This window comes from Marinobacterium sp. BA1, from assembly GCF_041155135.1.
GTDB lineage: Bacteria > Pseudomonadota > Gammaproteobacteria > Pseudomonadales > Balneatricaceae > Marinobacterium > Marinobacterium iners.
In genome coordinates, this window is record NZ_BAAFHC010000001.1 from 1,139,896 (window position 1) to 1,160,851 (window position 20,956).

General features: G+C 54.1%; 18 protein-coding genes and 1 pseudogene. 10 read left to right on the forward strand and 9 right to left on the reverse strand.

All coding sequences use genetic code 11. From position 1 onward, the window contains the following. Window positions 1-262 precede the first annotated feature (262 nt). Complete coding sequence (rraA, locus tag ACAM29_RS05550) at window positions 263-757, reverse strand: ribonuclease E activity regulator RraA (RefSeq protein ID WP_369623474.1); 495 nt, start codon at window positions 755-757, stop codon at window positions 263-265. A gap of 108 nt (window positions 758-865) precedes the next feature. Continuing rightward, window positions 866-3,922: an FAD-binding and (Fe-S)-binding domain-containing protein gene (locus ACAM29_RS05555; RefSeq protein ID WP_369623475.1), complete on the reverse strand. Its 3,057-nt coding sequence runs from the start codon at window positions 3,920-3,922 to the stop codon at window positions 866-868. A gap of 157 nt (window positions 3,923-4,079) precedes the next feature. Here ACAM29_RS05555 and ACAM29_RS05560 point away from each other — a divergent pair, with 157 nt between their 5' ends. Both ACAM29_RS05560 and ACAM29_RS05565 read left to right on the forward strand, forming a co-directional pair. Beyond that, a complete protein-coding gene (locus ACAM29_RS05560) occupies window positions 4,080-5,018 on the forward strand; it encodes a LysR family transcriptional regulator (protein WP_369623476.1) in 939 nt (312 codons plus the stop codon). 68 nt (window positions 5,019-5,086) lie between these two features. Beyond that, window positions 5,087-5,482, forward strand: coding sequence for a thiol-disulfide oxidoreductase DCC family protein (locus ACAM29_RS05565; RefSeq protein ID WP_369623477.1), 396 nt, complete (start codon window positions 5,087-5,089; stop codon window positions 5,480-5,482). On the opposite strand, the gene ACAM29_RS05570 is transcribed toward ACAM29_RS05565, so the two are convergent. Further along, on the reverse strand, window positions 5,477-6,025 hold the full coding sequence (locus ACAM29_RS05570; protein ID WP_091824551.1) for a YgjV family protein: 549 nt from the start codon (window positions 6,023-6,025) through the stop codon (window positions 5,477-5,479). The two genes, ACAM29_RS05565 and ACAM29_RS05570, sit on opposite strands and share 6 nt — an antisense overlap. Window positions 6,026-6,052: 27 nt before the next feature. Next, window positions 6,053-6,913: a glutathione-dependent disulfide-bond oxidoreductase gene (yghU, locus tag ACAM29_RS05575; protein WP_369623478.1), complete on the reverse strand. Its 861-nt coding sequence runs from the start codon at window positions 6,911-6,913 to the stop codon at window positions 6,053-6,055. A gap of 150 nt (window positions 6,914-7,063) precedes the next feature. On the opposite strand from yghU, the gene ACAM29_RS05580 reads away from it, so the two are divergent. Continuing rightward, on the forward strand, window positions 7,064-8,125 hold the full coding sequence (locus ACAM29_RS05580) for an NAD(P)H-dependent flavin oxidoreductase (RefSeq protein WP_369623479.1): 1,062 nt from the start codon (window positions 7,064-7,066) through the stop codon (window positions 8,123-8,125). An 8-nt stretch (window positions 8,126-8,133) separates the two neighbouring features. Here ACAM29_RS05580 and ACAM29_RS05585 read toward each other — a convergent pair whose 3' ends face one another. Beyond that, entirely contained in the window at window positions 8,134-8,961 is an 828-nt protein-coding gene (locus ACAM29_RS05585) for a S1 RNA-binding domain-containing protein (protein ID WP_369623480.1), read from the reverse strand. A 129-nt stretch (window positions 8,962-9,090) separates the two neighbouring features. On the opposite strand from ACAM29_RS05585, the gene pxpB reads away from it, so the two are divergent. From pxpB to ACAM29_RS05600, 3 genes and pseudogenes are all read left to right on the forward strand, one after another. Beyond that, a complete protein-coding gene (pxpB, locus tag ACAM29_RS05590) occupies window positions 9,091-9,795 on the forward strand; it encodes a 5-oxoprolinase subunit PxpB (RefSeq protein WP_206841488.1) in 705 nt (234 codons plus the stop codon). Further along, window positions 9,792-10,736, forward strand: a complete 945-nt coding sequence (locus ACAM29_RS05595; RefSeq protein ID WP_369623481.1) for a biotin-dependent carboxyltransferase family protein — start codon at window positions 9,792-9,794, stop codon at window positions 10,734-10,736. The genes pxpB and ACAM29_RS05595 overlap by 4 nt, the downstream gene beginning before the upstream one ends. A 144-nt stretch (window positions 10,737-10,880) precedes the next feature. Further along, window positions 10,881-11,175: pseudogene (locus ACAM29_RS05600) on the forward strand (transposase); the annotation flags it as partial. A gap of 296 nt (window positions 11,176-11,471) precedes the next feature. Here ACAM29_RS05600 and ACAM29_RS05605 read toward each other — a convergent pair. Beyond that, on the reverse strand, window positions 11,472-12,035 hold the full coding sequence (locus ACAM29_RS05605; RefSeq protein WP_369623482.1) for a TetR/AcrR family transcriptional regulator: 564 nt from the start codon (window positions 12,033-12,035) through the stop codon (window positions 11,472-11,474). A gap of 94 nt (window positions 12,036-12,129) precedes the next feature. Here ACAM29_RS05605 and lpdA point away from each other — a divergent pair, with 94 nt between their 5' ends. Next, window positions 12,130-13,563, forward strand: a complete 1,434-nt coding sequence (lpdA, locus tag ACAM29_RS05610) for a dihydrolipoyl dehydrogenase (RefSeq protein ID WP_369623483.1) — start codon at window positions 12,130-12,132, stop codon at window positions 13,561-13,563. Between the two features lie 385 nt (window positions 13,564-13,948). On the opposite strand, the gene ACAM29_RS05615 is transcribed toward lpdA, so the two are convergent. From ACAM29_RS05615 to ppsA, 3 genes are all read right to left on the reverse strand, one after another. Beyond that, window positions 13,949-15,490: a diguanylate cyclase gene (locus ACAM29_RS05615; RefSeq protein WP_369623484.1), complete on the reverse strand. Its 1,542-nt coding sequence runs from the start codon at window positions 15,488-15,490 to the stop codon at window positions 13,949-13,951. 124 nt (window positions 15,491-15,614) lie between these two features. Then, window positions 15,615-15,797: a tRNA (uracil-5-)-methyltransferase gene (locus ACAM29_RS05620; protein ID WP_091824254.1), complete on the reverse strand. Its 183-nt coding sequence runs from the start codon at window positions 15,795-15,797 to the stop codon at window positions 15,615-15,617. A gap of 83 nt (window positions 15,798-15,880) precedes the next feature. Next, entirely contained in the window at window positions 15,881-18,256 is a 2,376-nt protein-coding gene (ppsA, locus tag ACAM29_RS05625; protein ID WP_369623485.1) for a phosphoenolpyruvate synthase, read from the reverse strand. Between the two features lie 210 nt (window positions 18,257-18,466). On the opposite strand from ppsA, the gene ACAM29_RS05630 reads away from it, so the two are divergent. From ACAM29_RS05630 to paaX, 3 genes are all read left to right on the forward strand, one after another. Continuing rightward, the gene (locus ACAM29_RS05630) at window positions 18,467-19,285 is read left to right on the forward strand and encodes a pyruvate, water dikinase regulatory protein (protein ID WP_206841475.1); all 819 of its coding nucleotides are present in this window, start codon (window positions 18,467-18,469) and stop codon (window positions 19,283-19,285) included. 73 nt (window positions 19,286-19,358) lie between these two features. Next, window positions 19,359-19,925, forward strand: coding sequence for an elongation factor P-like protein YeiP (yeiP, locus tag ACAM29_RS05635; RefSeq protein ID WP_206841472.1), 567 nt, complete (start codon window positions 19,359-19,361; stop codon window positions 19,923-19,925). Between the two features lie 81 nt (window positions 19,926-20,006). Next, on the forward strand, window positions 20,007-20,930 hold the full coding sequence (paaX, locus tag ACAM29_RS05640; protein ID WP_206841469.1) for a phenylacetic acid degradation operon negative regulatory protein PaaX: 924 nt from the start codon (window positions 20,007-20,009) through the stop codon (window positions 20,928-20,930). The last annotated feature ends 26 nt before the right edge of the window (window positions 20,931-20,956 follow it).

Genomic DNA, 20,956 nt, shown 5'->3' on the forward strand with positions numbered 1-20,956 from the left:
GCGTATCCGGAGAAGGGGTAGCCGGATACGCGCAGTGTGTACTTCCTTTTCAGCCTGCTCTGACAGGCCAGCGCACATCCGGTACGCTGTTGAATCCAGTATAGCCTTGGCTTTGAGCTTGTCACTGCAAAGTTAAAATATTTTTTAACTTTTCTGTTTTTGTTTTTAAATAACAAAAGGTTGAAGAGGAATCCAAGAAAGCATGTTAGGATTGGTCGATAGAGCTATGGGCGGCGGGCAGTTTTGCCCGCCGCAACAGTAATCAGGCGGATGGCAGTTCCAGCTTTTGTTCGGAAACGAGTATGCCGTTGTTATCCGCATAGACAAATTCGCCCGGGTTAAAGGTCACCCCACCGAAGGTAACCGGTACGTTCAGCTGACCGACACCCAGCTTTTCCGTCTTCATGGGATGGGTTCCCAGTGCCTGGACCCCCAGCTCATCCAGCTCGGAAATCGCATTCACATCACGGATACAGCCGTAGATGATGATCCCTTCCCAGCCATTCTGCTGAGCCTTTTCAGCCAACATGTCCCCCAGCATGGCACGGCGCATTGAACCACCGCCATCCACTACCAACACCTTGCCTTTGCCGGGCTGAGCAACTTGCTCGCGTACCAGCGAATTGTCTTCAAACGCCTTGATGGTGACGATCTCACCACCGAAGGTTTCGCGACCGCCATAGTTGCCGAACATCGGCTCAACAACGCGTACCAGTTCCTCAAAGTGATCACACAGATCAGGCAGCAGATCTTGCATCGGGGTGCTCCTTGTTTCAGTTGGCGTAAATGTGCGCCATCATCGCCGATCGATTATATGTTTGCACTACAACTTAGGCATGGGGCCACAGCCCCGTACCTTGAGAACTTAAACCGCCGATACTACATCGAGCAGCACCTGTACCGGGTGCGGCAGCTGCTGATCGTCAAAACGTTTCACCTGAGAGCGGCAGGAGTAGCCAGTGGCCATCAGCTTGCCCCGGTTTTCCGGGTGGTTGACGATATCGCGCCAGCTCAGGTCATAAATATCCTTCGAGCGCTGCAGGTTGGCAGTTTCATGACCGAAGGTGCCCGACATGCCACAGCATCCTGTCGCCACCACATCCAGCTGCTGGCCCAATGCAGAAAAAATGTTCTGCCACTGACGAATGCTCGGTGCAGCAGAGGTTTTCTCTGTGCAGTGAGCCATCAGACGGTATTCGCCCTGAGGCAGAATTTCAGGCAGCTCAACACGCTCCAGCTGCTGACTCAGCCATTCCTGAATCAGCTGCACCGGCGGCAGCTCACCTTCGACAGCGTCCTTGTACTCCTGGCGGTAGGTCAGTGTCATGGAGGGATCGATACCCACCAGCGGCAGGTCTAACTCAGCCAGTTGGTTGAGCATGCGCGTATTGCGCTGAGCCGCCTTGTCAAACGCAGCCATAAAGCCATGGACATGCAGAGGTTTGCCGTTGGGCATGAACGGGGCCACCATGACGTAAAATCCGAGTTTGCCCAGCAGATCAACCAGGTCCAGCACCAGCCGGGTTTCAAAGTAGCTGGTAAAGGCATCCTGCACGATCACCACGGCGCGTTCACGCTGGGCTGCACTGAGCCTGCTGGCGACCTCTGGCGTGGCCCAGTCGATGCCGCGCTGATCCAGACCTTGCCTGAGGCTGTTGGTGCAGATCACGGGGCTGTCGACCATGCCACCGATACGGCGCATGACACTGCGTACCAATGTATTGCGCATGGCCCAGTTGTACGGAGCCGGATACTTCGACAACGCTGGGATCATGAACTCAAGGCTACCGACCAGATAATCCTTGACCGGGCGCAGATAGCGGCCGTAATAAACCTCAAGAAAACGCGCACGGAAGTCCGGCACGTTAACCTTGATCGGACACTGGCTGACGCAGGACTTGCAGGCGAGACATCCCATCATCGCCTCATGTACTTCGTTTGAGAAGTCATAGCGCCCCTTGCGCCTGGCCAGTGTGTTGCTGATTTTCTTCGGCAGTGCCAGCAGGCCACTGCGGCTGCGTGCCTTTTCAGCTTCCGCTTTCACATCCACGCCACGGCTGGCCATCAGGCGCAGCCATTCACGGATCAATGAAGCGCGCCCTTTTGGCGAGTGAATACGCTCACGGGTGCCTTTCCAGCTTGGGCACATGGCATCGTTCGGGTCGTAGTTGTAGCAGGCACCGTTCCCGTTACAGTTCATGGCGGAATCGTATTGCTCACGCACCGCCGCACTGATCTGCCGGTCATGCTGACCCCGCGTCGGGACCGCATCGATCTTGAGCAGTTCGGCTCCATCAATCGCAGGCGTTGCAATTTTGCCCGGGTTCAGCTGGTTGCGCGGATCGAAACAGCCCTTGATCTGCTGCAGTACAGGATAGAGCGGGCCGAAAAACTCGGGGGCATATTCAGAACGCACGCCCTTGCCATGCTCGCCCCAGAGCAGCCCCTTGTACTCCTGTGTCAGGCGCACCACCTCATCGGTAATTTCACGGATCAGCTTTTCCTGCTCGGGGTCTTTCATGTCGATGGCGGGACGCACGTGCAGTACACCGGCATCCACATGACCAAACATGCCATAGGCCAGACCGCGATCATCCAGTACCTTGCGGAACGCCATGATGAAGTCGGCCAGGTTTTCCGGTGGCACGGCGGTATCTTCCACAAACGGGATTGGACGCTTCTGCCCCTGCGCATTGCCCAACAGGCCTACGGCCTTCTTGCGCATGCCCCAGACCTTGTTGATCTCGCTGGCGCCATACACCACGCTGAAGCCGAAGCTTTTACCCGGTTCGCCGCTGATCTGCTCAAGATGTCGGCAAAGCTTCTCGACCTTTTCGCGCAGCTCCTCCTCATCATCACCGGTGTACTCCACCAGATTGATCCCCTGAATGACCGGGTCGCCCTCTTTCTCGGGGAAGTAGTTACGCACGCTGTCCCAGACGATATCGCCCATTGCCAGATTCAGCACTTTGGAGTCCACGGTCTCGATCGAGGTGGGCTGCCACTGCATCAATGCCTGAGCATCACGCAAAGAGGCTTCAAAGCTGTCATATTTAATGTTGACCAGTGCTGCATGTTTGGGGATCGGCAAGACATTGAGCTTTGCTTCAGCGATAAACGCCAGTGAGCCTTCGGCGCCGCAGAGGATGGAGTTCAGATTGAAACGGCCGGATTCATCACGGATATGGGCCAAATCATAGCCGGTCAGGCAGCGGTTCAGCTTGGGGAAGCAGGTATCAATCTCATCCTGTCGCTCACGCTGAATGCCATCCAGCAGACGGTGTACTTCACCCACACGATCGGTACGTTGCTTAATTGTTTCCAGCTCGGCCTCATCAATCGGGCCGGATTGCCACAGCGTACCGTCAAGCCAGACACTGGTGAGTTCAAGAACATGGTCACGGGTTTTACCATACAGCACCGATCCCTGGCCGCTGGCATCGGTGTTGATCATGCCGCCAATGGTGGCGCGGTTGCTGGTGGACAGCTCCGGCGCAAAAAAGAGTCCGTAAGGCTTGAGCGCGGCATTGAGCTGGTCCTTGACGACCCCACCCTGCACTCGCACCCAGCGCTCATCCGGATTGATCTCCAGAATCCGGTTCATGTGCTTTGACACATCAACGATCAGGCCATCGGTCAACGACTGCCCGTTGGTGCCGGTGCCGCCGCCGCGAGCACTCAGTACGATGGAACGGAAACGGGGTTGATCCGCCAGACGCGCTATCAGCACAAGATCTTCACTGTTTTTCGGATACAGCACACCTTGAGGCAGAATCTGATAGATGCTGTTGTCGGTTGCCAGCACTACGCGGTTGGCATAGTCCGAGTTCAGATCCCCCTTGAACCCTTGCTGTTTCAGGGTTTCGATAAAGTCCAGATACAGGCTTTGAGTATCGTCGATGCTGTCAATACGAGGGATCATGGTGCTCTCCGGGGCTTGTTTGAGGCGCAAGCGGGCTGTCGTCAGAACAGAATAGACAGTCTGACAGCCATTGTTCAGTGGTGGGTAATGATGCAGAATCTTTATTTATCATTCAAATGATTAAATTCTATAAATTAATCAACATGACTAATTAATAATGAGCAGCCCGATCGGTATTCGTCATCTGCAGGCTTTTATTGAAGTCGCGCGCTGCGGCAGCTTTACACGCGCCGCCGAGCACCTGTTTCTGACCCAGTCCGCTCTGACCGCCACCATCAAACAGCTGGAGCAGGATGCAGGGCTGATTCTGTTTGACCGCACCACTCGGCGCGTTGTGCTCAGTGCAGAAGGAGAGCGTTTTCTGCCGGTAGCCGAGCGCCTGCTGTCGGACTTTACCGCAGCACTGACCGACCTGCGCGCCCGTGCCCAGTTACAACAGGGCCATGTCAGCGTGGCGGGCTCCCCTTCGGTCGTGACCCGTCTGTTGCCCACAGCCTTGCTGCAGTTCCGCACCCGCTTCCCTTCGATCCAGGTCAACATCCGCGATGAAAGTGCCGGCAGCCTGGAGCAGCGCGTGCTCAACAATGAGGTGGATTTTGCGGTCGCCGGCAACCACTCACAGCAACCTGAGCTTGAATACGCCCCGCTGTTGCGCGATCGTTACGGACTGGTGGTGCCCAGCGACCATCCTCTGGCGCGGCATACCCATCTGTCATGGCAGGCGATACCCGATGATCATCTGTTGTTGCTGTCGCAGGATACCGGCATTCGCGCCCAACTCACCCGCTTCAGTCAGCGAGGCGATATTCCGATTCGATTGGACCGGGTTCAGATTGAGGTATCCAACCCTGCCGCCATGGCGGCGCTGATCAGTCAGGGACTTGGTATCAGCCTGCTGCCGGCCCTGGCCGCCGACGTGCACTCCTTTGCGGGGCTGGTTTTCATTCCGCTGCATGAACCACAGATCGAGCGTGAAATCTGCATCATTACCCGCAAGGGACGAGCACTGAGCCCGGCTGCAGCAGCACTGCTCGATACCCTGCGAGAACATCTGCACCAGACCCAGCTGCCCGCCTGGTGCAGCGCAATCAATTGAGCGGGATCTGTTTATGCCTGTGCGACGTAAGGATCTTAAACACAGCCTAGCGTGCATGAGATTACCCGATGCCGACTCGACCGATCCTTTTCTATGATGGCCAATGCCCACTTTGTCGCAAGGAAATTGCCCACTACCAGCGGCTAGACCGCCAACAGCGGGTTGATTGGCAGGATCTTTTCACTCCCGAATCCAATCCAGAGCACTATGGTCTTGATCGTATTCAGGCAATGCGCGTGATTCATGCGGTTGATCGGCAGGGGCAGCTCCAAACCGGGGTACATGCCTTTATGGTGATCTGGCGAGAGCTGCCCTACTACAGACACCTGGCCAGCGTGATCAATCGACTGCATCTGACTCGGCCGCTGGACTGGGCCTACCACCGTTTTGCCATCTGGCGTTTTCGATCTCGCTGCAAGCAGGGTTGTAAGCTGCCACCTGTCAAAAGGCTCACCAACTCATGAGCCTGCCGGGGGGTGTCCAAGATCAGGATACTGTTGCTTTAGGCGATGCAGCCGCCAGATTGTGATGGCGTTGGTAACCAGCACCAGCCCCTCAGCGAGAGTGGCTCCCACTGAGCCGATCAGGATGTTGCTGGTCATCCAGCAAAGCGCTGCAGCTCCCAGCATCAGCCGCATCGGGATACCACGAAGCAAAAACATGCCCAGTGTACCCAACGTACCGGCCAGCAGAGCGAAAAGGTCATGCCAGCTCTGCCAAGTCACCCAGGCTCCAGCCATATTGAGCGCCAATATCACCCCAAGCAGCCACAGGTTTCCAGGGTAACGGCGGGCCAAAATTATGCGCAGGATCACAATCAGTGTCAGCACTGAGGCTGTCCAGCTCTGAAACAGGGCAAATTGCAGCGCAAAGGCTACATTCGCCGCCAGCAGCCAGACCATCAACCGTTGGTCCTGTTTGCTGGCAAAAGCGATCAGACATAAGACAAGCGCTGTCAGACTGACCAGCTGGCCTGCGAGTTCCATTGGACTTAAGGATGCCAGCATCAGCGTGCTGCCCATTTCGAAAGACTATCAGCGGGTATCCGCATCACCTGCCTCGAAGTCGTCAGCATTATGCCGTTCAGGCAACTGTTCAGCCTCATCACCCCAGGTCCGGTTTACCCGACGACCACGTTTAACAGCTGGACGAGCATCAATTGTTTCGGCCCAGCGTTTCACATGCGTATAGCTGTCAACGTCCAAAAACTCGGCGGCACCATAGAGGCGCCCCAGCACCAGTGCGCCATACCAGGGCCAGATCGCCATATCAGCGATGGTGTATTCATCTCCAGCAACATACTCATGCTCAGCCAGCTGACGGTTCAGTAGATCGAGTTGGCGCTTCACTTCCATGGTGTAGCGATTGATGGGATATTCGTATTTCTCGGGTGCATAGGCATAAAAATGACCAAAACCACCGCCCAGGAAAGGTGCGCTTCCCATCTGCCAGAACAGCCAGTTGAGGGTTTCAGTACGCGCAGGCATTGTTTGGGGCAGGAAAGCATCAAATTTTTCGGCTAGATAAACCAGAATAGAGCCTGACTCAAACACACGCTGAGCCGGCATAACACTCTGGTCCAGCATGGCAGGAATCTTGGAGTTCGGGTTTATCTCCACAAATCCGCTGCCAAACTGATCACCCTCACCAATACGAATCAACCATGCATCGTACTCAGCGCCGCTGTGCCCCAGTGCCAACAGCTCCTCCAGCATGATCGTCACCTTGACTCCATTGGGGGTTGCCAGCGAGTACAACTGCAAGGGATGCTTGCCTACCGGCAGCTCTTTTTCGTGGCTTGCACCGGCAACCGGGCGGTTAATACTGGCAAACTGACCGCCACTGGGTGCTTCCCAGGTCCAGACTTTTGGCGGGATGTAACTGGAATCACTCATAACAACGCTCCTGTTGATCCGCATGGATCATTCATCCTGTGGGCTGACAGGTACAAAATCAAGCTCTGGAACTGAGGTCTAAAAGCCAGGCGTGTGATGAATGTGTATAGTAGATGCACTTTCATGAACAGCCATCTATGGAGGAGTGCCATGTCAGCGCTGCAATCCCTGTTTAATATCCAGTTTCCATTGATTCAGGCACCGATGGCGGGTGTACAAGGATGGGAACTTGCTGCAGCCGTTTCAAGCGCAGGCGCGCTGGGCTCTATCCCCTGCGCCATGCTGACGCCTGATGCTGTACGAGATGCCGTCACCCACTTTCGCGCCCGAGCTGACCGTCCTGTTAATCTGAACTTTTTCTGTCATCAACCACCGGAACCTGATCCCGAGGGGCAACAGCGCTGGCTGAAGCAGTTTATGCACTGGTATGCAGAGTTGGGCCTGGAGGTACCGAGCGCCCCAGCTGGACCTGGTCGCTTGCCCTTCAATAAGGTGATGGCCGATCTGGTGACCGAATTGGCACCAGAGGTTGTGAGCTTTCATTTTGGCTTGCCTGAACCATCGCTGCTGGAGCAGGTACGCAGCAGCGGTGCCAGTATCATTTCATCGGCGACCACAGTTGAGGAGGCGTGCTGGCTTGCGCAAAACGGAGTCGACGCGATCATTGCTCAGGGACTGGAAGCCGGCGGACATCGCGGCATGTTCCTGAGTGAAGAGATCAGTACCCAGGTTGGCACTTTTGCGCTGCTGCCGCAGATCAAGGCCGCGGTCAAAGTACCGGTCATTGCCGCTGGTGGTATTGCGGATGCAGCAGGAGTTCAGGCGGCGTTGGCATTGGGGGCTGACGGCGTTCAGGTAGGAACCGCCTACCTTCTTTGCCCTGAAGCCAACACGTCGGCGGTACATCGAGCCGCGTTGCAGTCGCCGGGGGCAAGCCAGACAGTACTGACCAACCTGTTCAGTGGCCGCCCCGCTCGCGGCATTGTAAACCGCATGATACGAGAACTGGGACCGTTCAATCCGTCAGCCCCGCCCTTTCCTCTTGCGACAGCTGCATCGGCGCCTCTGCGTGCACAAGCCGAACGCCTGGACAGCGGCGATTTTTCGCCACTGTGGGCCGGGCAGAATGTCACAGGCTGCAGCTCCATCCCTGCCGCTGAACTGACGCGGGCACTGGTCAGCGATCTGAAGCCCTCCGTCAGCTCCAGCTGACGGCCAGCTCAGATCAGGTGGATACCGGTTTCATCCTGACGGATGCGTCCGGCCTTCATCAGCTGGCCAAGCGCCATCTTGTAGGCTTTTTTGCTTACACCAAAAAGGTCACGGATGGCCTCGGGGTCGCTCTTGTCCCCCAGCGGGCAAAAACCATCACGGCTCTCCAGGTATTTCAGCACTTGCTGGGACAGCGGATCGATACGGGCATAACCGGGCTTTTCCAGCATCACATCAATTTTGCCGTCTTCGTCTCGCACCTGCTTGATGAAGCCGGGCATACGCTGACCGGGGCGTACCGGTCGGTGGATATCCTGATGCTGCAGCAGTCCCATGGCACGGTTATCGATAATCACCTGATAGCCAATATCGGTTGGCCGCACCACCAGCAGCTCAACCAACTGGCCCTGAGTGTAGTCATCGCCCGGTTCCAGATGCTTTTCCAGTTTGGCGCTGGCCGCGATGCGGTTGGTGTTATCGAGGTAGAGGTAAACGGTGACATAATCGCCAATCGTTAACGGTTTTACCTGCTCATTGAACGGCAGGAACAGGTCCTTCGGCAGCCCCCAATCCAGAAAGGCGCCGACCTTGTTGACATCAACCACTTTCAGGCTGGCAAACTGCCCTACCTGAGCCCTTGGGCGTCGCAGGGTCGCCACCGGCATGTCGTCAGAGTCCAGATAAACGAACACCTGCAGCCGATCGCCCAAGCGCGTTCCTTCAGGCACCTCTGGCTTTGGCAGAAGAATGCCGCCTTCGGCTCCGCCCTCTAGATACACACCAAAATCCACTTCTCGGATCACTTTCAGCTTGTTAAAGCAGCCGGTTTCGACCATTGATACACTCCACCCGCTCGGGGCCACTGTCTGTCTACGCGATTCAACTGTATAGGGTACCTGTTTATGACGGTTTTGCATGTAAAATGATGCTGTAAATCCTCAGAGCACTCACAGAAGGACAGCGCAATGCTGTGGCGATATGAGATTACCGGAGTCGATACCATCACCCTGCATTTCGGTGACCGGATCGAGCTGGCGCTGACACAGAAGGTTCACACGGCAACCCGACGGTTGAGCGCAGAGCTTGGCAATCGCCTGATCGACTGCGCGCCCTCCTACACCAGCATCATGTTGCGCTACGACCTGTTGCAGGATGACTTGGCCAGCCTGATGGCAACGGTCGCTCCGATACTCTCATCCCTGCATGACACGGACGAGAATGAAGAGCCACCGCTGGTGAACATCCCCGTGTTCTATCATCCATCTGTGGGGCCAGACCTGGAGCGAATTGCCGGGCGTGCCGGCATCAGCACCGAGCAGGTCATCGAACTGCACACGGCGCAGACCTACCATGTTTTTGCCATCGGCTTTGCTCCCGGTTTTGCCTATCTGGGTGAAGTGCCGAAAAGCATTGCAACACCCCGCCTGGCTACTCCGCGCCAAAATGTGCCTGCCGGTTCTCTGGGTATTGCGGATACACAGACTGCAATATACCCACGCAACTCACCCGGTGGCTGGAATATCATTGGCCGTACTCCGCTAGCCATGTTTGACACCCGACGTGAGCCAAACAGCCTGCTTCAGGCAGGTCAACGTGTGCGTTTTCGCCCCATTGACCGCGATGAGTATCTCGCGCTGGGTGGTGAACTGGACGGAGGCTTTGCCCGATGACAGCCGATTTACCTGGCCTGAGCATTATCAAGCCCGGCTTTATGACCTTACTGCAGGACTCCGGCCGCCGCGGTGTTATGCATCAGGGGCTGGCCTGTGGCGGTCCAATGGATCGCCACGCCTGGGCATGGGCCAATCGCTTGGTGGGTAATCCCTGGCATACAGCGGCACTGGAAATCAGCTTTGGCGGTTTTGAATGCATGGCTGAGACTCACCTTCAAATTGCCATTACCGGAGCAGATACGAGCCTTCACATCAACGGAAGTCCACAGCCTCGTTGGACGGCACTGAATATGAAGCCGGGTGATCGGCTTGTATTGGGTCATCCGGCCTCCGGCGTCCGCGTCTACTTGGCGGTAAAGGGAGGCTTTGCACTTACCCCGGGGCTCGGTGGCAGCAACTCGACATTGGTGCGTGAAGGCACAGGGGGCTTGCGGGGAGACGGCTCTGCACTGCAGGCCGGTGATCATCTGCCTTGCAATACTGTAAAATCGCACGGCATACAGCGTCAGATGCCAGAGCAATGGCTACCGGACTACACTGCCCCACTTGTGCTGGATGTGATTATGGGTGCACAGCTGGACCGTTTCCCGTCCTCAACGCTGCACCGGTTTTTCAGCAGTTGTTATACACTGACACCCCGCAGTGACCGAATGGGGGCACGACTGAGCGGGCCTGCACTTGAGCATCACGGGGTGACATTGATATCGGAAGGCATCAGTTTGGGAGCCATTCAGGTGCCTGCTGACGGTCAACCAATCATCCTGCTGCAGGATCGTCAAACTGTCGGCGGGTACCCCAAACTCGGTGCTGTCACGCCCCGCAGTCTGGATGCGCTGGCGCAACGAATGCCTGGCAGTGAAATTCGTTTCCGGCCGATTGCGTTGCACGAAGCTCAGGAACAGGAAAAGCGGTTTCTGGCATTTTTTCAGGGTCAGTAGATATTCACGGTATTGCGCCCCAACGTAAACGTTAGTTTCCACTCATCCGAACTAAGGGAGGTTTGATCAATCCGCCACATGGGATAATGCTGGCTGCACATAATCGAGGACGCATAGAATGCGCTCAGTAACTTACATTCATAAACCCGCAAGGAGAAGCTCCTGGGTCGAATGGAAAAGGTTATCCTATGTGTGCGTTTTGAAGCAGTTATTGAGCTTCACTACCCCAAAAGTGGCAAGACAGCCGGCCATATACGTTGTCTACTATGTTGCGGATTTATTACTTGCAGCAATGGTACAACTTTAGTGATCCAGCTATGGAAGACGCACTGTACGAGATTGCTTCAATGCGGCTATTTGCAGGCCTTTACTGGATAAGGCCATATCCGATCACACCACCATTCTAAAGTTCCGGTACTTGCTCGAACGCCACTATCTGGCCCGACAGTTTTTTGAAGAGATGAGCCAATGGCTGTCTGCGGCCAGTGTCCTTCTGAAAGAGCGCTCACTGGTTGGTGATATCATCATCGAAGCCCCATTTCACCACGAAAAAAACTGGCCAACATTTTGTGTTGACCAGATATTGAAAACACAGGGCTAATCCGTCTGTACTGCCTGAAAAGGCGGCTGCAGTCGGTTAAAAAGGGGAAATGTATGCATTCTATGCACCTAGACACAGAAAAAAGCAGTTTTAATCGCTTTAAAAGGGCTTATCCATACGTTTATAAGACGACATTACTTAGGGGCTATCAATTCCCGCTCCAATTCGGCAACTACCATTTCAAAGTAGTGGTGTTCATTTAATGAACGAGCACCGATTAGTGCGCCATGCAAACTAGCTAGCATGTATGATGCTCTTGATGTAAGGTTTTGGCACGCCTGATCGTTCATGGACTCCGAAAGCTGAGTAGATAGCCAATTGAGATTAAGACTATAAAACTCTTTGAGCGCCTTTACTACGGTATCTGGTACTACTGCGATGTCTGCACCTAGCATAATACATAGTGTCAAGTTACGGTCTTCATGCATTTCTCTCCTAAACATTTCTATATATTGATTCAGCTTTTCAATAGGGGCTTCGGTTTTGGAATCTATGTTATTTAAAGCCAATTCAAATCGTTGAGCATAGCGATCCATAGTAGCTAGAACCAAGTCCCCTTTGGTAGGAAAGTGGTAGTGTACGCTAGCACTTTTAATACCCACTGCATCCGCTATTTCTCTAAATGCAAATCCCTGATAGCCTCGTGCTCTAATTAATGTCTCGGCTACATCCATAATCTTTTCTGCTGTACTGCTCATATTGTTTTTAATGCCCTATAGCGTTTGCTGAGAATAGTTGGTAGTGTACCACTCTATCAATAGATAGATAAAGCTCAACAGCAAAGGAGGCGGTATGACGATAACTATTGAGACGGACGTTCTGGTTCTGGGTTCAGGGCCGGGCGGTTACTCAGCAGCCTTTCGTGCGGCTGATCTAGGGCTTGATGTCACCATGGTAGAGCGCTATCCGACACTGGGTGGCGTTTGTCTCAACATCGGATGCATTCCATCCAAAGCGTTGCTGCACGTTGCTTCAGTTCTCACTGAAGTGGACACAGCCGGCAATCTGGGTATCTCCTTGGGGGCGCCCAAGGTGGATCTTACACGGGTTAGGTCCTATAAAGATCAAGTAGTTGCCAAACTCGTCCAAGGCGTTGGGGGTATGGCCAAGAGCCGAGGGATCCGCACTGTGCAAGGTGAAGGCCATTTTTCCGATGCGCATTTGTTGCAAGTTGTGCAAGGAGACAAACAGACCAATATCCGTTTCCGCTACGCCATCATATCTGCCGGCTCACGCCCGGTCTCATTGCCTTTCATTCCAGACGATCCACGGGTGTGGAGCTCTACTCAAGCCCTACAGCTCAACACGGTACCTAAACGTTTACTGGTGCTGGGAGGGGGGATCATTGGACTGGAGATGGCGACTGTGTATCAGGCACTGGGTAGTCAGGTGTCCATAGTAGAATTTGCCGATCAACTTATTCCCGCAGCAGACAAGGACTTGGTAGGTATTTACCAGCGATACAATCAACAACGCTTCGATATTAGACTGAATACAAAGGTCACTCGGGTTGAGGCTCGTGAGGATGCTCTGCACGTAACTGCGACGGAGACCAAAAGCGGAGAATGGACAGAATCTTTTGATGCAATATTGGTGGCCGTGGGGCGGCGCCCAAACGGCGACTGTATTGGAGTAGAGTCTGCCGGCATCCAAGTAGATGATCAAGGGTTCATCCCAGTTGATCGCCAGCAACGTACCGCTGTACCGCATATTTTTGCTATTGGTGATGTCGTCGGCAACCCAATGCTGGCACATAAAGCATCTCACGAAGGGCATGTGGCAGCGGAAGTGATCGCCGGCCACAATGCTGCCTTCAATCCATTGACTATTCCGTCTATTGCCTACACCGATCCGGAGATTGCATGGACAGGTCTGACGGAAAAGGAGGCAAAACTCAAAGGGCTTAACTACGCGACTGCTAGTTTCCCCTGGAGTGCAAGTGGTCGTGCCTTAGGGGCTGATAGAAGTGAGGGCAAGACGAAGTTGATTTATGACAGTGGCAAAGGCACGTTGTTAGGTGGGGGAATCGTAGGTAAAAACGCCGGTGAACTAATTGGTGAGTTGAGTCTTGCTATTGAATTCAGCGCAGATATTGAAGATATTGCTCTGACCGTACATGCCCACCCCACCTTGCATGAAACTGTCGGGTTGGCCGCCGAGCTAGCAAATGGCACGGTGACCGATATATTAAACCCTAAGGCGATAAAGAAAAAAGTGGTAGCCTGAACGTTGCCATCGAGCCTGTAAATACACTTGTGTAACTGCCCTCTCTATTTGTACTGGTTCAATGATTCCGGACACCAACTTAAGGTGGTAGATTCGCCACTGAAGAGGAGGTGTCCAATGGCGAAACAGCGTCTTTAGTTTTTAACCGAGTTCAAAGTGGAAACCGTCAGCCTGGTGGTTTATCAGAGCTACAGTATGGCTGAAGCTGCGGCGGTAAGCCTCCCCCTTTAAGTTGGCACTAAACATAGAGACTAAGCGACTTTCAGTGGCGACTGACCATCATTGCCTTTTTTGTGGTCGTTTATGATTGTAAAACCAAAGCCTCTCCATTGCATAATCTGAGCCTCCCTCAGTTACAGCGCCTTGCTGTAGATACGCCATCTTCCTATCTCTTCTTACACCAGAAATTATCATAACTCACGGTATTGCGCCCCAACTGCTTCGCTTGATACATCGCTTCATCCGCCTTGCGGATCAGCTCTGTTTGGCTCAAATCGCCACCCGTAAACAAAGTTGCTCCGATACTTGCCGTACACTGGTACACGACTGACTGCAGGCTGCCATCTTCCTGTACAAACTTGAGTTCGCAGGGGGTTTCTATGGCGACTCGGATTTTTTCGGCTATCTGTTTTGCCTGCCTGACTGCCGTATTGAAATCCGGGCTCAATCTCTCCAGCACTACCACGAACTCATCTCCTCCCAGTCGAGCTACCGTATCCCCACTTCGTACATGACGGCTGAGTCGCTTGCCAATTTCAATCAGCAACTGGTCACCCACGGCATGGCCATATTGGTCATTCAATGGCTTGAAGTTGTCAAGATCGAGCAGCATCAACGCTGTATAACTTGAAGCTGACGTCTCGTCTGAAAGTACGAGGGCAAGCTTGTCGTCCAGCAACCTCCTGTTCGCAAGGCTTGTCAAATGATCATAGTAGGCAAGTTCACGAATGGTGTTTTCAGCGCGTCTTTTTTCAATCGCGATGCTGGACAACCTAGCACAGTGCTCGATGATTTCTATCTGCTCATCAGTGGGTACAGCCGTTGTGCGGTGATAAATGGCAAACGTACCCAGAACAGTCCCGTGGCCTGTCTTGATTGGCTGAGACCAACATGCCTTCAAGTTGGCCTGCTCCGCCAGCTTTCTGACTGTTTTCCAGTAGGGGTGTGTTGAAATATCCTCAACGATGACGCGCTCACCGGTAAAGGCCGCAGTGCCACATGACCCCATACCATGCACGATCTCAACCTTCTTCAACGCTGCATTATAAAAATCAGGCAGGCTTGGGGCGATACCGTTGCACAGATGGCTGCCCAGAATATCAGTCTGCATAATGCTGCATAGCATGTCCGGGTACAGTGACTCAATGCCCATCACCAGTTCAAGCAGAATATCTTCAAGTACGGCGCTGCTTGCCAGCATTTCCAGAATACGGTTGCGAAAGCGTTCAAACTCTTCCGCTCTTTTTCGTTCCGAGATATCAATGATCAGCCCCAGCAACCCACCCTGATTATCACCCATATCAAAGGTTTTCCGTTGATAGAGGACCGTACGGGGCTTACCGTCGCTAAAGGCCAGCTCGATCTCTTCACGCGTCTCTCCGCGTTTCTGCAAAAGCTTCAGGTCTGCCTGCTGGAAAGCCAGGCGTGCAGATTCAGGCAGGTATTCAAGATCAAGAACGGTTTTGCCAACAAAATTCTTGCGCTGAATCCCAAACGCTTCTTCATATGCAGCATTACACGCAATAAAGACGCCCTCATTGTCTTTGACAAAAATGGGATTTGGCAGCGCATCGAGGAAGGCGGAAAAAAGTGTGAGCTGTTTTTTTAGCTCCTGCTCACTTTTAACCAGGCTGTTGACCAGCTGATCGACGGAAAGAGTGCTTTCAAGCGGGGTACTTTGATATCTGTTTGGTCCTTTATCATCCATATAGTGATACCCAGACTTGGCTCGCACTTTACCCCGGAAAGGGATAATCAGGCTCATGCCTGTTATTAATCAAAGCATACATCACGTACGCTGAAAAGCATGCTCCATGTTTTAACCAACCAGATCAGCGTTTTTTGCCAGCGCGCTTTTTCTTGAAGTAGTCCTTGACGGGAGTCGGCTTGTCCGGCAAAGCGGCAGCAAACCGTTTGCGCATCGATTCCACACGCGATTCTTTCTGCTGGTGCCGCTTTTCCTGGCGACATCTGTCCCCAGCCTCATTGAAATCCACTACCCTGTTATCGGTCATGATCCCCTCTTGTGACCTTTGCCATGGGACAAGAGCTGCCGGGCTGTTGACTGAAGGTATCGCCACAGCCCGGCGCTTCAGATTCAGGCGCCAGGCTTTTCCTCATTGGCAAGGAAGAACCAGGTGTCCAGTACCGAGTCAGGGTTCAGCGAGACACTGTTGATCCCCTGCTCCATCAACCAGCGCGCCAGGTCCGGGTGATCCGATGGCCCCTGGCCACAGATGCCGACGTACTTGCCGGCCTTGCGGCAGGCATTGATCGCCATCGCCAGCAGGCACTTGACCGCTTCATTACGCTCGTCAAACAGGTGCGCAATGATACCGGAGTCACGGTCCAGCCCCAGCGTCAACTGAGTCAGATCGTTGGAGCCGATGGAGAAACCGTCGAAGTATTCAAGGAACTGGTCCGCCAGCAAGGCGTTGGATGGAATTTCGCACATCATGATCAGGCGCAGTCCATTGTCACCGCGCTTCAGGCCATTCTCGGCCAGCTGCTCAACGACCTGTTTGGCCTCGCCCGGTGTACGCACGAACGGAATCATGATCTCGACGTTGGTCAGCTTCATCTCGTCACGCACCCGCTTGAGTGCACGACACTCCAGTTCAAAGCAGTCACGGAAGTTGTCAGAGATGTAACGTGCCGCGCCACGGAAACCCAGCATCGGGTTTTCTTCACTGGGTTCATAGCGATCGCCGCCGATCAAGTGACCGTATTCGTTCGACTTAAAGTCGGACATGCGCACAATCACCTTCTTCGGGTAGAAGGCAGCCGCCAGAGTAGAGATCCCCTCGACCAGCTTGTCGACGTAGAAATCGACAGGTGAGGCGTAGCCACCAATACGGCGCTCAATCACCTGCTTGACGTCGCGTGGTTGATCGTTGAAATTCAGCAGCGCCTTGGGGTGCACACCGATCATACGGTTGATGATGAACTCCAGTCGTGCCAAACCGACACCCGCATTGGGCAGTGACTGGAAATCAAACGCGCGATCCGGGTTGCCCACGTTCATCATGATGTCGAATGAAAGGGTTGGCATCGACTCGACACTGTTACTCTGATGCTCGAATGCCAGCTTGCCTTCATAGGCACGACCGGTATCGCCCTCGGCACAGGACACGGTCACCAGCTGTCCATCGTTGAGCTTTTCAGTTGCATCACCGCAGCCGACAATGGCCGGGATACCCAGCTCACGGGCGATAATCGCCGCATGGCAGGTGCGGCCACCGCGGTTGGTCACGATGGCCGCCGCGCGTTTCATCACCGGCTCCCAGTCCGGGTCGGTCATGTCGGTCACCAGTACATCGCCCGGCTGCACTTCATGCATTTCGTCCAGACCATTTACCACGCGCACGGTACCTGAACCGATACGATGGCCAATGGAACGGCCCTCAACCAGTACCTTGCCCTTTTCCTTCAGCAGGTAACGCTCAATGACAGTGCTTTTGCTCTGGCTGCGTACGGTTTCCGGTCGCGCCTGTACAATGTAAAGCTTGCCGTCATCACCATCCTTCGCCCACTCGATGTCCATCGGACGACCGTAGTGTTTCTCGATGATTACAGCAATACGCGCCAGTTCTTCCACATCGGCATCATTGATGGAAAAGGTGTTGCGCTCAGCTTTTGGCACATCGACCGTCTCAACAGCCTTACCGGTACTGCCATCACCGGTATAAATCATTTTGATCGCCTTTGATCCCAGAGTACGTCGCAGTATTGCAGGCGCCCCCTGAGCCAGGGTGGGCTTGTACACGTAAAACTCATCAGGGTTCACAGCGCCCTGAACGACGGTTTCACCCAGACCATAGGCAGAAGTAATGAACACTACATGGTTGAAGCCAGACTCGGTGTCCATGGTGAACATGACACCCGACGCACCGGTTTCAGAGCGCACCATGCGCTGAATGCCGGCAGAGAGTGCGACCTCGGCGTGAGTGAAGCCCTTGTGCACACGATAGGAGATCGCGCGGTCGTTATAGAGTGAGGCAAACACTTCCTTGATCGCCTGCTTGACGTTATCAAGCCCGCGAATATTGAGAAAGGTCTCCTGTTGACCGGCAAAAGAGGCATCGGGCAGATCTTCAGCGGTGGCAGAGGAACGAACGGCAACCGCGATCGCTTCTCCCTGACTCATCTCCGCCCAAGCGGCTTCAATGGCCTGATTCAGCTCAGGCTGAAAATCGGCTCCCATGATCCACTGGCGGATATTGCGGCCTGTTTCAATCAAGGCGCGCGTATCGTCTGCATCCAGGGCATCCAGTGCCTTGTTGATGCGATCAGCCAAGCCGCTTTGTGCCAGAAAATCACGATAGGCCTGCGCCGTGGTAGCAAAGCCACCCGGAACACGCACTCCAGCATCACTGAGCTGATGGATCATCTCGCCCAAGGATGCATTCTTACCGCCGACTTTGTCGACATCACCCATGCCTGCCTGTTCAAGGCGCAGTACATAATCCTGCAAAGCCAATTCTCCTGAATCTGAGCTGTTTGACGTAAGGATCATTGTTATTATTATTGACCGGAAAAACCGGATGATACTGCAGATAAGCGCAAAAATCTTGGCTGTCGCGAAATGTAATTTTGCTACAAAAACAACCGCCACTTTATCTGTTAAAATCGCGCTTCTGATCACAGACCCATGCTTTCAATTGTCGACACTTGAGGCCCACTGATGAAACGAACCGCATTTTTTATCTCTGATGGCACTGGCATCACGGCTGAGACATTGGGAAACAGCCTGCTGTCACAGTTCGAGGCCATTCGGTTCGAAAAGATCACCCTGCCTTATGTAGACACGATTGATAAAGCCAAGGCCGTTGTTGAGCGCATCAACCGCCAGGGAGAGGAGGACGGCAAACCTCCCATCGTGCTTGATACCATTGTCGATGACGAGATTCGTGAATTGCTGGCCACCTGTAACGGCTTCAAGATCGACGTTTTCTCCACCTTCCTGAAGCCGCTTGAGTCAGAGCTGGAAACTCACTCTTCCTATTCAGTTGGCAAGTCTCATGCGATCAATGAGATGGATCGCTACAAGGACCGCATCGACTCAGTCAATTTTGCACTGGATAACGATGATGGTGCCCGAACCCGCCAGTATGACAAGGCCGACATTATACTAGTGGGTGTATCCCGCTGTGGCAAAACCCCTACCTGCCTCTACATGGCGTTGCAATTTGGAATCCGTGCGGCCAACTACCCACTGACAGAAGAGGACATGGAGGCCAGCCGCCTGCCTGAATGCCTTCAGCAGCACCGGCATAAACTCTATGGCCTGACCATCGATCCCTTTCAGCTGGCAGCCATTCGTCACGAACGCCGCGCCAACAGCCGTTATGCCTCGCTGGATCAGTGCGACTTTGAAATCCGTACCGTTGAGCGACTGTTCCAGAAGGAAAACATACCCTGTATCAACACTACCAATTTTTCCATTGAAGAGATTGCGACCCGCATCATTAACGAGTCTGGGCTCAAGCGTCGCATAAGCTGATGGACTACTGTGCCGCCGCCGTTTTTTCTCATAAAATGGCGACCTGTTTCTCACTTCTGTGTGGAGTATCACCATGCCCAAAGCGGCAGATGTCAAACGCGGTAACCTGATCGAACTCAATGGCCAGTACATGCTGGTACAGCAGATCGATGTAAAGAGCCCGACAGCACGCGGCGCCCAGACCCTGTATCGGATGCGCTTCAGCAAGCTGCCCGGTGGCGGCAAGTATGAAGAAACCTTCACCGGCGACGACATGCTCAAGGAAGCGCAGCTCGAACGGCGTAAGTGCTCCTACCTGTACAAGGAAGGTGATTTGTACACCTTCATGGATTCAGAAGACTACAGCCAGTACATGATTGATGCCGACACGATCGAAGCACAGCTGCCCTACCTGATGGATGGCATGGAAAACATCATGGCACTGCTGGTTGAAGGCAAGGTGATGACTATTGAAGTACCCGGCACCGTGGTGATGGAAATCATCGAAACCGTACCGGGCATGAAAGCAGCCAGCGCGACTGGTCGCACCAAGCCGGCCAAGTTTGCAACCGGCCTTGAACTGCAGGTACCCGAGTTCCTCGAAGCGGGTGAGAAGGTCAAGATCAACACAGAAACCGGCAAGTACCTTTCGCGCGCCTGAGGTTTGCAGGGGTTTTCCTTGATGCCCGCCCCGGGTTCAACATAGAATCCCCTGCTTCTTAACGAAAATGATACATTTTTGATGACCAGACTGCGCTGTATTGAAGAACTTGTTCAGGAGTTCCAGGAACAGAGGCCCATCCGAGGCGGATCGCTGATCATCACCATTTTTGGTGATGCCATCGCGCCCCGTGGCGGTACCGTGTGGCTGGGCAGCCTGATCAATCTGCTGGAGCCACTGGGCCTGAATCAGCGACTGGTGCGCACTTCCATCTTTCGTCTGACCAAAGACGGCTGGCTGACCTCCAATCAGATTGGCCGCCGCAGCTACTACACCCTGACCGATTCCGGTCGGCGCCGCTTTGAGAGTGCCTTTCGTCGCATCTACGCCGAACTCTACCCCGAGTGGGACGGCAAGTGGGACATGGTGCTCGCCACCCAGCTGGATAACGAGCTGCGCAAGGTACTGAAGAAAGAGCTTGAGTGGCAGGGTTTCGGTAACATTGCGCCGAGCATCATGGCACACCCGATGGCTGATCAGCAGGAGCTCTATAACACCCTGCAGGAGCTGTGCGTTCAGGCTGAAGTGATCCATATGCGTGCTGAGATGGTGGGTACAACCCAAACGTCGGCTGCGCTGAAACAGTTGGTGCATGAATGCTGGAATCTGCAGCAACTGGCAGAGGACTATAAGCAGTTTCTTGACCGATTTCGTCCGATCCTGCGTGCATTGGAGTCTGCCGAAAATCTTGACCCGGAACAGTGCTTTCAGCTGCGCACATTGTTGATCCACCATTACCGACGATTGCTGCTACGTGACCCGCTGCTCCCCGAAAAGCTGCTGCCTGCCGACTGGGCCGGTACATCAGCGCGGGTGCTGTGTCGGAATATCTACCGCCGGATTTACTCCGGAGCCGATCAATGGCTGGCGGCTACCCAGGAAACCGCGGATGGCCCACTGCCTGAACCCGCGCCCCGTTTTTACAAACGCTTTGGCGGCCTTTAAGCCGCCTGGCCAGCAAACCGAGTGAC

What these genes read in the sequence shown, in the direction of transcription:
- ACAM29_RS05580 (WP_369623479.1), top strand. Translation starts at nt 7,064, where the DNA reads ATGTCAGCGCTGCAATCCCTGTTTAATATCCAGTTTCCATTGATTCAG.
- paaX (WP_206841469.1), top strand. Translation starts at nt 20,007, where the DNA reads ATGACCAGACTGCGCTGTATTGAAGAACTTGTTCAGGAGTTCCAGGAA.
- ACAM29_RS05560 (WP_369623476.1), top strand. Translation starts at nt 4,080, where the DNA reads ATGAGCAGCCCGATCGGTATTCGTCATCTGCAGGCTTTTATTGAAGTC.
- ACAM29_RS05585 (WP_369623480.1), bottom strand. Translation starts at nt 8,961, where the DNA reads ATGGTCGAAACCGGCTGCTTTAACAAGCTGAAAGTGATCCGAGAAGTG.
- ACAM29_RS05630 (WP_206841475.1), top strand. Translation starts at nt 18,467, where the DNA reads ATGAAACGAACCGCATTTTTTATCTCTGATGGCACTGGCATCACGGCT.
- ACAM29_RS05565 (WP_369623477.1), top strand. Translation starts at nt 5,087, where the DNA reads ATGCCGACTCGACCGATCCTTTTCTATGATGGCCAATGCCCACTTTGT.
- ACAM29_RS05620 (WP_091824254.1), bottom strand. Translation starts at nt 15,797, where the DNA reads ATGACCGATAACAGGGTAGTGGATTTCAATGAGGCTGGGGACAGATGT.
- ACAM29_RS05595 (WP_369623481.1), top strand. Translation starts at nt 9,792, where the DNA reads ATGACAGCCGATTTACCTGGCCTGAGCATTATCAAGCCCGGCTTTATG.
- pxpB (WP_206841488.1), top strand. Translation starts at nt 9,091, where the DNA reads ATGCTGTGGCGATATGAGATTACCGGAGTCGATACCATCACCCTGCAT.
- yeiP (WP_206841472.1), top strand. Translation starts at nt 19,359, where the DNA reads ATGCCCAAAGCGGCAGATGTCAAACGCGGTAACCTGATCGAACTCAAT.
- ACAM29_RS05615 (WP_369623484.1), bottom strand. Translation starts at nt 15,490, where the DNA reads ATGGATGATAAAGGACCAAACAGATATCAAAGTACCCCGCTTGAAAGC.
- lpdA (WP_369623483.1), top strand. Translation starts at nt 12,130, where the DNA reads ATGACGATAACTATTGAGACGGACGTTCTGGTTCTGGGTTCAGGGCCG.
- ACAM29_RS05555 (WP_369623475.1), bottom strand. Translation starts at nt 3,922, where the DNA reads ATGATCCCTCGTATTGACAGCATCGACGATACTCAAAGCCTGTATCTG.
- ACAM29_RS05570 (WP_091824551.1), bottom strand. Translation starts at nt 6,025, where the DNA reads ATGCTGGCATCCTTAAGTCCAATGGAACTCGCAGGCCAGCTGGTCAGT.
- yghU (WP_369623478.1), bottom strand. Translation starts at nt 6,913, where the DNA reads ATGAGTGATTCCAGTTACATCCCGCCAAAAGTCTGGACCTGGGAAGCA.
- rraA (WP_369623474.1), bottom strand. Translation starts at nt 757, where the DNA reads ATGCAAGATCTGCTGCCTGATCTGTGTGATCACTTTGAGGAACTGGTA.
- ACAM29_RS05605 (WP_369623482.1), bottom strand. Translation starts at nt 12,035, where the DNA reads ATGAGCAGTACAGCAGAAAAGATTATGGATGTAGCCGAGACATTAATT.